General features: G+C 46.0%; 12 protein-coding genes and 2 tRNA genes. All 14 read left to right on the top strand.

Features of this window, described 5'->3' with window-relative positions; all coding sequences use genetic code 11:
* Window positions 1-34: 34 nt before the first annotated feature.
* The 14 genes from pth to spoIIE all read left to right on the top strand — a co-directional run bounded on the left by pth (window position 35) and on the right by spoIIE (window position 13,534).
* Window positions 35-601 carry an aminoacyl-tRNA hydrolase gene (gene pth / locus OTK50_RS19470; protein WP_004264652.1) on the top strand — a complete coding sequence of 189 codons (567 nt, stop codon included), beginning with the start codon at window positions 35-37 and terminating at the stop codon, window positions 599-601.
* 61 nt (window positions 602-662) lie between these two features.
* Window positions 663-893 carry an anti-sigma-F factor Fin family protein gene (locus OTK50_RS19465; protein WP_004264650.1) on the top strand — a complete coding sequence of 77 codons (231 nt, stop codon included), beginning with the start codon at window positions 663-665 and terminating at the stop codon, window positions 891-893.
* A gap of 69 nt (window positions 894-962) precedes the next feature.
* The gene (gene mfd / locus OTK50_RS19460) at window positions 963-4,496 is read left to right on the top strand and encodes a transcription-repair coupling factor (protein WP_045206439.1); all 3,534 of its coding nucleotides are present in this window, start codon (window positions 963-965) and stop codon (window positions 4,494-4,496) included.
* A 136-nt stretch (window positions 4,497-4,632) separates the two neighbouring features.
* The gene (gene spoVT, locus OTK50_RS19455) at window positions 4,633-5,169 is read left to right on the top strand and encodes a stage V sporulation protein T (RefSeq protein WP_004264646.1); all 537 of its coding nucleotides are present in this window, start codon (window positions 4,633-4,635) and stop codon (window positions 5,167-5,169) included.
* Window positions 5,170-5,337: 168 nt separating this feature from the next.
* Window positions 5,338-6,918: a putative polysaccharide biosynthesis protein gene (locus OTK50_RS19450; protein ID WP_224223962.1), complete on the top strand. Its 1,581-nt coding sequence runs from the start codon at window positions 5,338-5,340 to the stop codon at window positions 6,916-6,918.
* The gene (mazG, locus tag OTK50_RS19445) at window positions 6,908-8,383 is read left to right on the top strand and encodes a nucleoside triphosphate pyrophosphohydrolase (RefSeq protein ID WP_007615180.1); all 1,476 of its coding nucleotides are present in this window, start codon (window positions 6,908-6,910) and stop codon (window positions 8,381-8,383) included. Before OTK50_RS19450 ends, mazG begins: the two co-directional genes overlap by 11 nt.
* Window position 8,384: 1 nt before the next feature.
* Window positions 8,385-8,645, top strand: a complete 261-nt coding sequence (locus OTK50_RS19440) for an RNA-binding S4 domain-containing protein (protein ID WP_007409934.1) — start codon at window positions 8,385-8,387, stop codon at window positions 8,643-8,645.
* Between the two features lie 78 nt (window positions 8,646-8,723).
* Window positions 8,724-9,026 (top strand): sporulation protein YabP, encoded by a 303-nt coding sequence (gene yabP / locus OTK50_RS19435; protein WP_003328571.1) that lies wholly within the window; start codon window positions 8,724-8,726, stop codon window positions 9,024-9,026.
* The gene (yabQ, locus tag OTK50_RS19430) at window positions 9,023-9,658 is read left to right on the top strand and encodes a spore cortex biosynthesis protein YabQ (RefSeq protein WP_007615182.1); all 636 of its coding nucleotides are present in this window, start codon (window positions 9,023-9,025) and stop codon (window positions 9,656-9,658) included. The genes yabP and yabQ overlap by 4 nt, the downstream gene beginning before the upstream one ends.
* Window positions 9,659-9,675: 17 nt before the next feature.
* Complete coding sequence (divIC, locus tag OTK50_RS19425; RefSeq protein ID WP_032858294.1) at window positions 9,676-10,053, top strand: cell division protein DivIC; 378 nt, start codon at window positions 9,676-9,678, stop codon at window positions 10,051-10,053.
* An 80-nt stretch (window positions 10,054-10,133) separates the two neighbouring features.
* Entirely contained in the window at window positions 10,134-10,520 is a 387-nt protein-coding gene (locus tag OTK50_RS19420) for a S1 domain-containing RNA-binding protein (protein ID WP_004264630.1), read from the top strand.
* A 157-nt stretch (window positions 10,521-10,677) separates the two neighbouring features.
* A tRNA-Met gene (locus tag OTK50_RS19415) sits at window positions 10,678-10,754 on the top strand.
* 9 nt (window positions 10,755-10,763) lie between these two features.
* A tRNA-Glu gene (locus OTK50_RS19410) sits at window positions 10,764-10,835 on the top strand.
* A 209-nt stretch (window positions 10,836-11,044) separates the two neighbouring features.
* Window positions 11,045-13,534 (top strand): stage II sporulation protein E, encoded by a 2,490-nt coding sequence (gene spoIIE, locus OTK50_RS19405; protein ID WP_007409936.1) that lies wholly within the window; start codon window positions 11,045-11,047, stop codon window positions 13,532-13,534.
* Window positions 13,535-13,585 lie beyond the last annotated feature (51 nt).

Genomic DNA, 13,585 nt, shown 5'->3' with positions numbered 1-13,585 from the left:
GAAGAATTACAGCGATGTTGAGGGAGGATTTACGATGCTTGTGATTGCCGGTCTCGGTAACCCCGGGAAAACCTACGAGAACACGAGACATAATGTCGGCTTTATGGCCATTGACGAGCTTTCTAAAGAATGGAATATTGAATTGAATAAAACGAAATTCAACGGACTTTACGGAATGGGGTTTGTTTCCGGAAAAAAAGTTCTACTTGTTAAACCGCTTACATATATGAATTTATCAGGGGAATGTTTGCGGCCGCTACTGGATTATTATGATGCCGATCATGAAGATCTGAAAGTCATATACGATGACCTTGATCTTCCGACGGGAAAAATCAGACTTCGGACGAAGGGGAGCGCAGGCGGGCATAACGGAATTAAATCGCTTATACAGCACCTCGGAACCCCTGAATTTGACCGGGTCAGAATCGGAATCGGCCGCCCCGTCAACGGAATGAAAGTCGTTGACTATGTACTGGGAGCTTTTACGAAGGAAGAAGCGCCGCATATCAATGATGCCGTCTCAAAAACCGTAAAAGCCTGCGAAGCTTCCTTAACGAAACCATTTTTAGAAGTCATGAACGAATTTAATGCAAATGTATAAGATAAATAATGGGAGACCATACTAGGGAAAAATGATTTTTTCACATCAGGAGGTCCAACGTATGGCTTTGCATTATTTCTGCCGCCACTGCGGCTTTAAGGTAGGGAGCCTGGAATATTCGACGGTGCCGACACAGTCACTTGGATTTCAGCACTTAACAAATGAGGAAAGAAACGATATGATTTCATATAAAGACAATGGAGATGTCCATGTTCTTACAATTTGTGAAGACTGCCAAGAGGCGCTGGAGCGCAATCCGCACTACCATGAACACAACACATTTATTCAATAAGAAGCTTTGGTGTAGATTCTAGACCAAAGCGTTTTTCTGTTCTTGCAGAAAATAGAGAGGAGGGCCCATATGGACAACATTCAAACCTTTATTAAAGAAAGCGATGATTTTAAATCCATTGTCAACGGTTTACATGAGGGGCTGAAGGAACAGCTGCTTGCGGGTCTGTCAGGTTCCGCGCGTTCTGTTTTTACCTCCGCCCTTGCACAGGAAACGAAAAGGCCGATTTTCTTTATCACCCATAATTTATATCAGGCCCAAAAAGTGACGGAAGATCTGACGGCGCTTCTCGGGGATCAATCTGTTTTTTTATACCCCGTGAATGAATTGATTTCTTCAGAAATTGCGGTAGCGAGCCCTGAACTGCGCGCTCAGCGGCTTGATGTCATTAATAGATTAACAAACGGAGAAGCGCCGGTCGTTGTGGCGCCCGTTGCGGCAGTGAGAAGAATGCTTCCGCCGAAGGAGCTGTGGAAAAGCAGCCAGATCGTCATTTCACTCGGAGACGAAATAGAACCGGATCAGCTGTCCGCGCGCCTTGTAGAGGTGGGGTATGAGCGTTCCGATATGGTTTCTGCACCCGGTGAATTCAGTATTCGCGGCGGAATTATCGACATTTATCCGCTGACGTCGGAGCATCCGGTGCGAATTGAACTGTTTGATACGGAGGTCGATTCCATCAGAAGCTTCAATTCTGATGACCAGAGATCAATTGAGACGCTCAAACATGTGGCGATCGGACCGGCGAAGGAATTGATCATCAGGGCGGAAGAAAAAGCCCGGGCAATGGAAAGGCTCGATAAAGGGCTTGCCGACAGTCTGAAAAAGCTGAAGCAGGACAAACAAAAGGAAATGCTTCATATCAATATCTCACATGATAAAGAACGGTTATCAACGGGACAGACTGATCAGGAACTTGTGAAGTATCTCTCGTACTTTTACGAAAAACCTGCTAGTTTGCTAGATTATACACCGGCAGACACGTTGTTACTGTTAGACGAGGTCAGCCGCATTCATGAAATGGAGGATCAGCTGCAAAAAGAAGAGGCCGAATTTACGACAAGTCTGCTCGAGGAAGGGAAAATTCTGCATGACATTCATTTATCCTTCAGCTTTCAGGAGCTTATGAGCGAAAAGCGGCGCCCGGCTATTTATTATTCATTATTTTTGCGTCATGTCCAGCATACAAGCCCTCAGAATATCGTGAATGTGACAAGCCGGCAGATGCAGAGTTTTCACGGGCAGATGAATGTGCTCGCAGGTGAAATGGAGCGCTTTAAGAAATCAAACTTCACCGTCGTCTTTTTAGGCGCAAATAAGGACAGAACCGACAGATTGGCATCCGTGCTGGCTGATTACGAAATTGAAGCCGCAAAAACGGACAGCTCCAAAGCGCTTGTGCAAGGACAGGTCTATGTCATGGAAGGCGAGCTGCAATCCGGTTTTGAACTGCCGCTGATGAAGCTGGCCGTCATTACGGAGGAAGAGCTGTTCAAAAACCGAATTAAGAAAAAGCCGAGAAAGCAGAAGCTGACAAATGCCGAACGGATCAAAAGCTATTCCGAGCTTCAGGTCGGTGACTATGTCGTCCACGTCAACCACGGGATCGGTAAGTATTTGGGGATCGAAACACTAGAAATCAAAGGCATTCATAAAGATTACCTCAACATTCATTATCAGGGCAGCGATAAGCTGTACGTCCCTGTAGAACAAATCGACCAGGTGCAGAAGTACGTCGGCTCTGAAGGAAAAGAACCGAAGCTTTATAAACTGGGCGGCAGTGAATGGAAACGGGTGAAGAAAAAAGTTGAAAACTCCGTTCAGGATATTGCCGATGATCTGATTAAGCTTTATGCGGAACGGGAAGCAAGCAAGGGCTATGCGTTCTCGCCGGATCATGAAATGCAGCGGCAGTTCGAATCTGCTTTCCCTTATCAGGAAACAGAGGACCAGCTCCGTTCCATTCAGGAGATTAAAAAGGACATGGAAAGAGAGCGCCCGATGGACCGTTTGCTTTGCGGTGATGTCGGTTACGGGAAGACGGAGGTAGCCATCCGAGCGGCCTTTAAAGCGATCGCCGACGGAAAGCAGGTCGCGCTTCTTGTGCCGACGACAATACTCGCGCAGCAGCATTATGAAACCATTATGGAGCGTTTCCAGGACTATCCGATTAACATCGGTCTTCTCAGCCGATTCAGAACGAGAAAAGAATCCAATGAAACGATTAAAGGCTTGAAAAACGGAACGGTAGACATCGTAATCGGGACCCACAGGCTCTTATCTAAAGACGTCGTCTATAAAGATCTCGGCTTGCTCATCATTGATGAAGAGCAGCGCTTTGGCGTAACGCATAAGGAAAAAATCAAACAGATCAAAGCCAATGTCGATGTGCTGACTCTTACAGCGACGCCGATACCGCGTACGCTTCATATGTCCATGCTCGGTGTGCGGGACTTATCTGTTATTGAAACGCCGCCGGAAAACCGTTTCCCTGTTCAGACATATGTCGTGGAATACAACGGCGCGCTTGTGCGGGAAGCCATCGAAAGAGAACTGGCGCGCGGAGGACAGGTATATTTCTTGTACAACCGCGTGGATGACATCGAGCGGAAGGCTGATGAAATTTCCATGCTTGTTCCCGATGCGAAAGTGGCATATGCCCACGGAAAAATGACCGAAAATGAATTGGAAAGCGTCATGCTCAATTTTCTGGAAGGGGAATCGGACGTCCTTGTCAGCACGACTATTATTGAGACAGGCGTAGATATACCAAATGTGAATACCTTGATTGTGTTCGACGGAGACAAAATGGGGCTGTCTCAGCTGTATCAGCTGAGAGGACGGGTCGGCCGTTCCAACCGCGTCGCTTACGCGTATTTTACGTACCGCAGAGACAAAGTGCTCACTGAGGTGGCGGAAAAACGGCTGCAGGCGATTAAAGAATTTACCGAGCTAGGGTCAGGCTTTAAAATCGCCATGCGTGACTTGACGATCAGGGGAGCGGGGAACCTTCTCGGCGCCCAGCAGCACGGCTTTATCGACTCAGTTGGTTTTGACCTGTACTCGCAAATGCTCAAGGAAGCGATTGAAGAGCGGAAAGGCGATATTCCGAAAAGCGAACAGTTTGAGACAGAAATCGATATCGAGCTTGACGCGTATATTCCTGAAAACTATATACAAGACGGCAAGCAAAAAATCGACATGTACAAACGCTTCAGGTCGATCGCCACAATTGAGGAGAAAAATGAGCTTCAAGATGAAATCATTGACAGGTTCGGCAGCTACCCTAAAGAGGTTGAATGGCTGTTTACGGTTGCTGAGATGAAGGTATACGGAAAATATGAACGCGTCGAACTCATCAAGCAGGATAAAGACGCGATCAGATTTACCATTTCTGAAGAGGCCAGCGCACAGATTGACGGCCAGAAATTGTTCGAACTCGGCAATAAATACGGCCGGCAGATCGGACTGGGAATGGAAGGGAAAAAGCTGAAAATCTCAGTACAGACGAAAGGCCGCAAAACGGAAGAGTGGCTGGAGACCGTGCTCGGCATGCTGAAAGGCCTTCAGGATGTGAAGAAAGAAACAATCGCGTCTTCATAAAAATTGTTACTCTCTGGTGTATATTACATTTGATGTGACGGATACTAATTTCAAGCGAGTGGCGGAAGCTACATAAAGTAAAGAGCTTTAGTACTTTCCCTTAAATATCATCACATGAAAGAGAGGCACCAGAGAGATGAAAGCTACAGGTATCGTACGTCGTATTGATGATCTAGGACGGGTCGTCATCCCTAAAGAAATTCGGAGAACACTGCGGATCAGGGAAGGAGACCCGCTTGAAATATTCGTTGACCGCGACGGAGAAGTTATATTGAAAAAGTATTCTCCTATCAGTGAGCTTGGCGATTTTGCGAAGGAATATGCAGATGCATTGTATGACAGTCTCGGCCATTCCGTCTTGATTTGCGACCGTGACGCGTATATTGCCGTTTCAGGCAGTTCGAAAAAAGAATTTCTGAACAAAGCCATCAGCGATTTGCTCGAAAAAACGATGGATCAGCGCAGCTCTGTGGTAGAAAACGACGTGAAGTCCGCGCAGCTTGTTAATGACATTGATGAAGATATGAGCTCCTATACAATAGCTCCGATCGTGGCAAATGGCGATCCTATCGGCGCCGTGGTCATCTTTTCCAAGGAACAGGCACTTGGAGAAGTAGAACATAAAGCAGTAGAAACGGCAGCCAGTTTTTTGGCGAGACAAATGGAGCAGTAGGTCTTATTACCATTATTGAAATAAGAAAACGGAGAAAGAACAGCTCTTATACAAGTGCTGTTCTTTTTCATATTCATATGTGCTCTCTATCGGTTCGGCCGTTAGGATTGTGATATAATAAGCTCGTTTTATAGACGTAATTTTCTAGCGGCTGGAAGGAGCTTTTGGATGAACGATTCAGTTGGCGCCAATCGGCAATCGGCATGGAAAGGTGCTTTTGTGCTCGTCGTTGCGGGTATCGTGACGAAGATATTAAGCGCCGTGTACAGGGTTCCTTTTCAGAATATTGTCGGTGACGTCGGATTTTACATTTATCAGCAGGTGTATCCGTTTTTAGGGATCGCGGTCATGCTGTCAACATCCGGTTTTCCGGTAATCATCTCAAAATTAATGAACGATTATAGCAGTCATAAACAAAAAATAATGAAAATTTCCGCCCTTTATGTCACGGCGGCCGGACTTGTTCTGTTTGCGCTCATGTATGCCGGCGCGGCGCCGTTGGCCGGTTTTATGGGTGACGTCCGCCTTGTGATGCTGATAAGGGTCGCGGCGTTCGCTTTCATACTGTTTCCGTTTACGGCGGTTTTCAGGGGGTATTTCCAAGGCGTGCATGATATGATGCCGTCAGCTTTATCCCAGATTACGGAACAGCTTCTTCGCGTGGCGGTGCTTCTTGGTTTATCCTTCTGGCTTTTGAAAAGCGGCCGTTCATTATACGCGGCTGGTGCGGGGGCGGTCTCGGGATCAATTGCCGGAAGCTTGGCGGCCCTTTGTGTATTGGCTGTTTTCTGGTATAAGCGGGAAGAAACAAAGGAAGACGGCGGACATATCGAAACGGCCGTCATTGTAAAAAAGCTGCTGCTTTATTCAGTCACCATCTGTATCAGCAGTGTACTCATGCTTTTGATTCAGCTTGTAGACGCCTTAAACTTATATTCACTGCTTTCAGACGGGACGGAGAGCCATGCCGCGAAACGGCTGAAAGGCATATATGACCGCGGACAGCCGCTCCTTCAGCTGGGAACCGTGTTTGCCGTCAGTATTGCCGCGTCATTGGTCCCTTCAATTTCAAAAGCGGTGCATGAGAATAAGCCGTTTATCATAAAAGAGAAAGCAACATCAGCCGTCAAGCTCTGCCTTGCGGTAGGGATCGGTGCATCAGCCGGGCTTTTTTGCATTTTAGAGCCGGTGAATATCATGCTTTTCCAAAACAGTGAGGGGACGCAGACCTTACAAATATTCAGCTTATCTATCTTTTTTGCCTCAATTGCGCTTACGGCAGCCGCGATTCTGCAAGGAGCGGGGCATACCGTTTTCCCCGCCGTATCCGTTTTGGCGGGAGGGGCGCTGAAATGGGTGCTGAATGTTTGGCTGGTTCCCGGCTGGGGTATTACAGGAGCGGCACTGGCGACCGTCTTGGCATTTGCCGCAGTTGCGTGCCTGAATCTCCGGAGAATTTGGTCGAAGGGCTGGCTGACGAATATCGGAGGCGTGATTGCCCGTCTGTGCTGGTGCAGTCTGCTGATGGTCTTCTTTCTGCTCGTATATATGAAGCTATGGCAGTTATTTGTTCCTGTCAGCAGAGCCGGAGCTGTATGTGAGAGTCTGTCTGCGTCAGTCATCGGAGGGCTATTGTTTATTTATTGTATGATAAGAATGAAGATTTTCACGGACGAAGAGCTGAGCGGCCTTCCTTTCGGCAGTGCTTTAAGCAAATTGAAAAAGAGGAGAGAAAAACATGGCAGGTAACATTACGGTCGTCGGCCTTGGCGCCGGAGACATGGATCAGTTGACAGTGGGCGTACATAAGCTGCTGACTCAGGCGAAGCATTTATATATAAGAACGAAAGACCACCCTTTGATTCCGGAATTAGAGCAAGAGACGGAAGCGGACATCCGGTATTTTGATGATATTTATGAAAAACATGATCAGTTTGAAGCGGTCTATGAAGAGATCGCGGACATTCTGTTTGAAAAAGCGAAGCAAGAGGATGTCGTCTACGCTGTGCCCGGACATCCGTTTGTCGCTGAGAAAACCGTTCAGCTGTTATTTGAACGCCGGGAAGAACAACAGGTAGCTGTTCATACTGCCGGAGGGCAAAGCTTTTTGGATGCCACTTTTAATGCATTGCGAATTGATCCGATTGAAGGGTTTCAATTTACGGATGCGCAAACAATGACGCCGGATGAGCTCGAACTCCGCCATCACCTGATCATTTGCCAGGTTTATGACCAAATGACGGCCTCTGAGGTGAAGCTGACGCTTATGGAGAAATTGCCTGACGACTATGAAGTGGTCATCGTCACGGCAGCCGGAAGCAAGGGAGAAAAGATGACCAAGGTGCCTTTGTTTGAACTTGACCGCAATGTAGAAATAAATAACTTAACAAGCGTGTATGTTCCGCCGATTAAAAAAGAAGAACTCCTTTACCAGGAATTTTCTGCATTCCGAAGTATTATTCGCGAGCTTCGCGGGCCGAACGGCTGTCCGTGGGATCAAAAGCAGACACACCAGTCATTAAAGAAATATATGATTGAGGAATGCTACGAACTGCTTGAGGCCATTGACGAAGAGGACACGGATCACATGATAGAAGAACTCGGGGACGTCATGCTTCAGGTTATGCTGCACGCCCAGATCGGAGAAGACGAGGGGTATTTCTCAATTGATGATGTCATCAGAGACATCAGTGCGAAGATGGTCAGACGGCACCCGCATGTGTTTAAGGATGTTAAGGTTCAGGATGAACATGATGTCGTCGCCAACTGGGAAGAAATCAAAAAGGCGGAAAAGCAAACAACATCCTCTTCATTGCTGGATGCCGTGCCGAAAACACTGCCTTCTCTTGCAAAAGCGGCCAAGCTTCAGAAAAAAGCCGCGAAAACCGGCTTTGACTGGGATGACGTTCAGGATATATGGGATAAAGTAAATGAAGAGCTGAAGGAATTTTCTGCAGAGGCTTCCGCCGAATCAGCAGATGAAATCAGCTTAAAAGCTGAATTCGGCGATGTTTTATTTGCATTGGTCAATATCGGCCGATACTATAAAATTGAGCCTGAGGAAGCGCTCGCCATGACAAATGACAAATTCCGCAGACGCTTTGCTTATATTGAGAAAGAAGCGGCAGCAAAGGGACTTGAATTGACCGCAATGTCACTTGAGGAAATGGACAAATTGTGGGATGAAGCAAAAGAAATGGAGAGGAGATTCTGATATGAGACTTGATAAGTTTTTAAAAGTATCCAGATTGATTAAACGCCGCACATTGGCGAAAGAGGTCGCCGATCAAGGGAGAATCACCGTTAACGGGAATCAGGCGAAAGCCAGCTCAGACGTAAAAGCCGGTGATGAACTGACGGTCCGCTTCGGCCAGAAGCTTGTCACCGTGAAGGTAAACGAATTGAAAGAAACAACGAAAAAAGAAGAAGCCGCGGGCATGTATACAATCGTCAAGGAAGAAAAACTCGGCGAATAGGCTTGTTCTAAACAAGGCTCCCGCCTCATACAATGCAGTAATAATGCTAAAAGTATCGAGGATATGGGGGCTGAATAGATGAATTCATATTATGAGCAAAAAGGTTCTTCTTCTGTTCCGGAACAGCATGATATAACGATGAAAGGGAGAAAGCATTTAGACATTTCGGGCGTCAAGCATGTAGAAAGTTTTGACAACGAAGAGTTTTTGCTGGAAACAGTTATGGGAATGCTTTCCGTCAGAGGCGAGAACCTGCAGATGAAAAATCTTGATGTGGAAAAAGGGATTGTATCTATAAAAGGCAGGGTGTTTGACCTTGTATATTTAGACGAGCAGCAAGGGGATAAAGCTAAAGGGTTTTTTAGCAAGTTGTTTAAATGACGCTGACCACCCAATTTTATACGATGCTGGCAATGACCGGTATGGGCGCCTGGCTCGGAGCGTCGCTTGATACATACAGGCTGTTTGTCAGCCGCGCCAAAACGGCCAGATGGCTGTTATTCATTCATGACATTCTCTTTTGGATTGTACAAGGTCTGCTGTTTTTCTATGTGCTGCTCAACGTGAATGAAGGAGAACTCAGGGTATACATTTTCTTGGCAGTCTTACTGGGTATTGCGACGTACCAAAGCCTGTTTAAACGAATGTATATAAAAATACTGAAATTTGCCATTCATCTTGCGGTGTCTCTTTACCAATTCGCAAAAAAGCTCATTCAGCACGTGCTGTTCCGTCCGGTGCTTCTGCTCTTTAAGCTGCTCATCGGGCTGATCACGGCTATTTCTTTATACTCCTATCGGGTGAGTGCCTTTTTTGCGAAGTGTCTTTTTAAGATCGTAACGTTTTTGCTGTATCCGCTGTTTTTCCTGTTGAAACAATTATTGAAACTTCTTCCTGAAAAGTGGCGTCTTACTTTCAAACGATATTTTCAAAAAAGTGCAGGATTTTTACAAAAGAGCAAGAAACTAATCATAACAATCAGATCGACCATGATACGTATTTTGAAAAGGTGAAAGGAGGACCGTCTGATTTGAATCTATCTAGAGAACGTACAATAACTGAAATTCAAAACGACTATAAAGAGCAGGTTGAACGGCAATCCCAGCTTATGAAAAGAAGGCGGAAAGGGCTTTTCAGACGGTTGATCGTATTCGGCGCCCTTGTGTTGTTGACGGCTATTGTCTTAGCGGGTTCTCTTTGGTCACAGACCTCTTCCCTTAGCGCAAACGAAGAAAAGAAAGCTAGGCTGGAAAAACAAGTAAAAGAATTGAACGCGAAACAGGCTGATTTAAAAGATGAAATTTCCAAATTAAAGGATGAGGATTACGTCACAGAGCTTGCCAGAAGAGACTTGTTTATGTCAGGAAATGGTGAGATTCTCTTCAATGTAGAGAAGAAGAGCAAGTAGCCTTGTTGACACTTAAATTTTTATTTAGGTATAATTAAACAAACGATCTTTTTATAAGCCTAAGGAGGAGCACTTTTTTTATGTCGATTGAAGTTGGCAGCAAGTTGCAAGGGAAAATAACAGGTATTACAAATTTCGGAGCATTTGTTGAATTGCCTGGAGGCTCAACCGGTCTCGTTCATATCAGTGAGGTAGCCGATAATTATGTAAAAGACATTAACGAGCATTTAAAAGTCGGCGATCAAGTTGAAGTGAAAGTCATCAACGTTGAAAAAGACGGGAAAATTGGTTTATCAATTAAAAAAGCTAAAGACCGTCCGCAAGCCAGACCTAGAAATGATTTCCGTCCGAAAGAATCTTTTGAACAGAAAATGAACAAGTTTCTTAAAGATAGCGAAGACCGCTTATCATCTTTAAAACGAAACACGGAATCAAAACGTGGAGGGCGCGGAGCAAGAAGAGGATAACTTGCTGCTTTCTATAAATACATGGAGCATCCGTCTATCCCAGCGGGTGCTTTTTTTGTATGTGTCCGTATAGTCAGAAAATTAAAACTTTAAAGTTCCTGTTGACGGAATGAAGAAACCTTTGTATTATATAACTTGTGCTTATAAGCACCTATATGGCGGTGTAGCTCAGCTGGCTAGAGCGTACGGTTCATACCCGTGAGGTCGGGGGTTCGATCCCCTCCGCCGCTACCATATATATATGGCCCGTTGGTCAAGCGGTTAAGACACCGCCCTTTCACGGCGGTAACACGGGTTCGAATCCCGTACGGGTCATCAAGCGAATCGGCTTCTGTTGCAGAAGCCGGTTTTTTCATATTTAGACAACTTTTTGAGAAATGTCGGAGGAAATACGAAAGGAAAGGGGAACAAGGGAGAAAGCGTCGAAGAGTTCTTTGGAATTGTTACCTTCTTTTGACAAAATCCTATCTGGGCTTTCATTTATAATGACAAGCAACGAATAAAACAGGTGGGGGATGAGAGCAATGGAAAAAGCGGAAAGAAGAGTGAACGGGCCGATGGCGGGACAAGCTCTGGAAAAACTGCAATCGTTTTTTGAAAAGGCGGCAAAGCTTACAGTCCATCAAGCGCATTCACTTTTTTTCTATAAGGGTTTCATTTATGTCGTGATCGGTTTTTTACTTGGACGGGCTTTCATATTATCTGAGGTTCTTCCGTTTGCGCTGCCGTTTTTCGGAGCGATGCTTTTGATCAGAAGAGATAAAGCCTTCTATGCTTGTCTGTCTTTACTTGCGGGCGCTTTAACCATTTCGCCGAAACACTCTTTATTGATTCTCACAGCTTTGGCCGTCTTCACTCTATTTTCAAAAATCGGTACATATATCGTGCAGGACCGGGTGAAGATGCTGCCGATCGTGGTGTTTTTCTCTATGGCTGCCGCGAGAATCGGATTTGTTTATTTTGAAAGCGGCGCTTTTACCACCTATGATTATGTGATGGCTGTTGTCGAGGCGGGTCTGGCCTTTATTTTGACGCTGATCTTTTTACAAAGCCTGCCGATCTTCACGATCAAAAAAGTGAAGCAATCGTTAAAAATAGAAGAAATCATCTGTTTTATGATCTTGATCGCATCCGTTTTAACCGGGCTTGCCGGTGTTTCATTTCAGGGAATGCAGGCTGAGCATATCCTGGCCCGCTATGTCGTGCTGAGTTTTTCCTTTGTCGGCGGGGCAAGCATCGGCTGTACGGTCGGTGTTGTGACCGGACTGATCCTCGGGCTTGCGAATATCGGGAATCTCTATCAAATGAGTCTGCTTGCGTTTTCCGGGCTTCTTGGCGGGCTGCTGAAAGAAGGAAAGAAAGCCGGAGCCGCAGTCGGGTTAGTGATCGGCTCACTGCTGATTTCATTATATGGAGAAGGGTCTGCCGGATTAATGACCACTCTTTATGAATCTTTGATTGCCGTTGTTTTGTTTTTGATTACGCCCCAATCGATTACGAAAAAGGTGGCGCGATACATACCGGGCACTGCTGAGCACAGTCAGGAACAGCAGCAGTACGCGAGGAAAATCAGAGATGTCACCGCCCAGAAAGTAGACCAGTTCTCCAATGTGTTTCATGCCTTGTCGGAGAGCTTCGCCACCTTTCATCAGACGTCTTCTGATGAGCAGGCGGAAGAAGGAGAAGTGGATCTCTTTTTAAGCAAAATCACCGAGCATTCCTGCCAATCCTGCTATAAGAAAAGCAAATGCTGGGTTCAAAACTTTGATAAAACATATGACTTAATGAAACAAGTTATGCATGAAACAGAAGAAAAACAGTATGCCTCAAACCGCAGATTAAAAAAGGAGTTTCAACAGCACTGTTCCAAATCCAGACAGGTGGAAGAGCTGATTGAGGACGAACTTGCCCACCATCACGCCCATCTGACACTGAAGAGAAAAGTTCAGGACAGCAGAAGGCTTGTTGCCGAGCAGCTGTTGGGGGTTTCTGAGGTCATGGCGGACTTTTCTCGGGAAATAAAACGGGAAAGGGAGCAGCATTTTATTCAGGAAGAACAAATGATAGAGGCGCTTCAGCATTTCGGAATCGAGATTCAGCATGTCGAGATATACAGCTTGGAGCAGGGTAATATTGATATCGAAATGACAATCCCGTTCAGCGGAGGACACGGCGAGAGTGAGAAAATTATCGCTCCGATGCTGTCTGACATTCTTGAGGAGCAGATACTTGTCAAAAGCGAACAGCACTCGACTCATCCGAATGGCTACAGCCATGTCGCGTTCGGTTCGACCAAGTCGTACCGGGTATCGACAGGCGCGGCTCATGCGGCAAAAGGCGGCGGCCTTGTCTCCGGAGACAGCTACAGCATGATGGAACTGGGGGCGAGAAAGTATGCGGCCGCGATCAGTGACGGCATGGGCAATGGGGCGAGGGCCCATTATGAGAGCAATGAAACGATTAAGCTGCTCGAAAAAATTCTCGAATCAGGTATTGATGAAAAAATAGCGATCAAAACGATCAACAGTATTCTGTCTTTAAGGACGACAGACGAAATCTACTCAACTCTCGATCTTTCTATCATTGACCTTCAGGATGCAAGCTGCAAATTCTTGAAGGTCGGTTCAACGCCGAGTTTTATCAAGCGGGGAGATCAAGTCATGAAAGTTCAGGCCAGCAATCTGCCGATCGGCATCATCAATGAATTTGATGTGGAGGTTGTAAGTGAACAGTTAAAAGCGGGAGATCTGCTCGTCATGATGAGTGACGGTATTTTTGAAGGGCCGAAGCACGTTGAAAACCACGACCTGTGGATGAAGCGGAAAATGAAAGGGCTGAAAACCGAAGATCCGCAGGAAATCGCTGATATATTAATGGAAGAGGTCATCAGAACGCGTTCCGGCCAAATCGAAGACGATATGACAGTGGTTGTTGTCCGGATTGATCACAACACGCCGAAATGGGCTTCCATACCGGTGCCGGCGGTTTTCCAAAATAAAAAGGAGATTTCTTAATCCATTCGTATAAATCACTTTCCTTCTGGCGAAGATGGGACTAATCGTATC

Source organism: Bacillus sp. NEAU-CP5 (assembly GCF_026420705.1).
Lineage (GTDB): Bacteria > Bacillota > Bacilli > Bacillales > Bacillaceae > Bacillus > Bacillus velezensis.
This window is presented reverse-complemented; position numbering and strand designations above follow the sequence as displayed.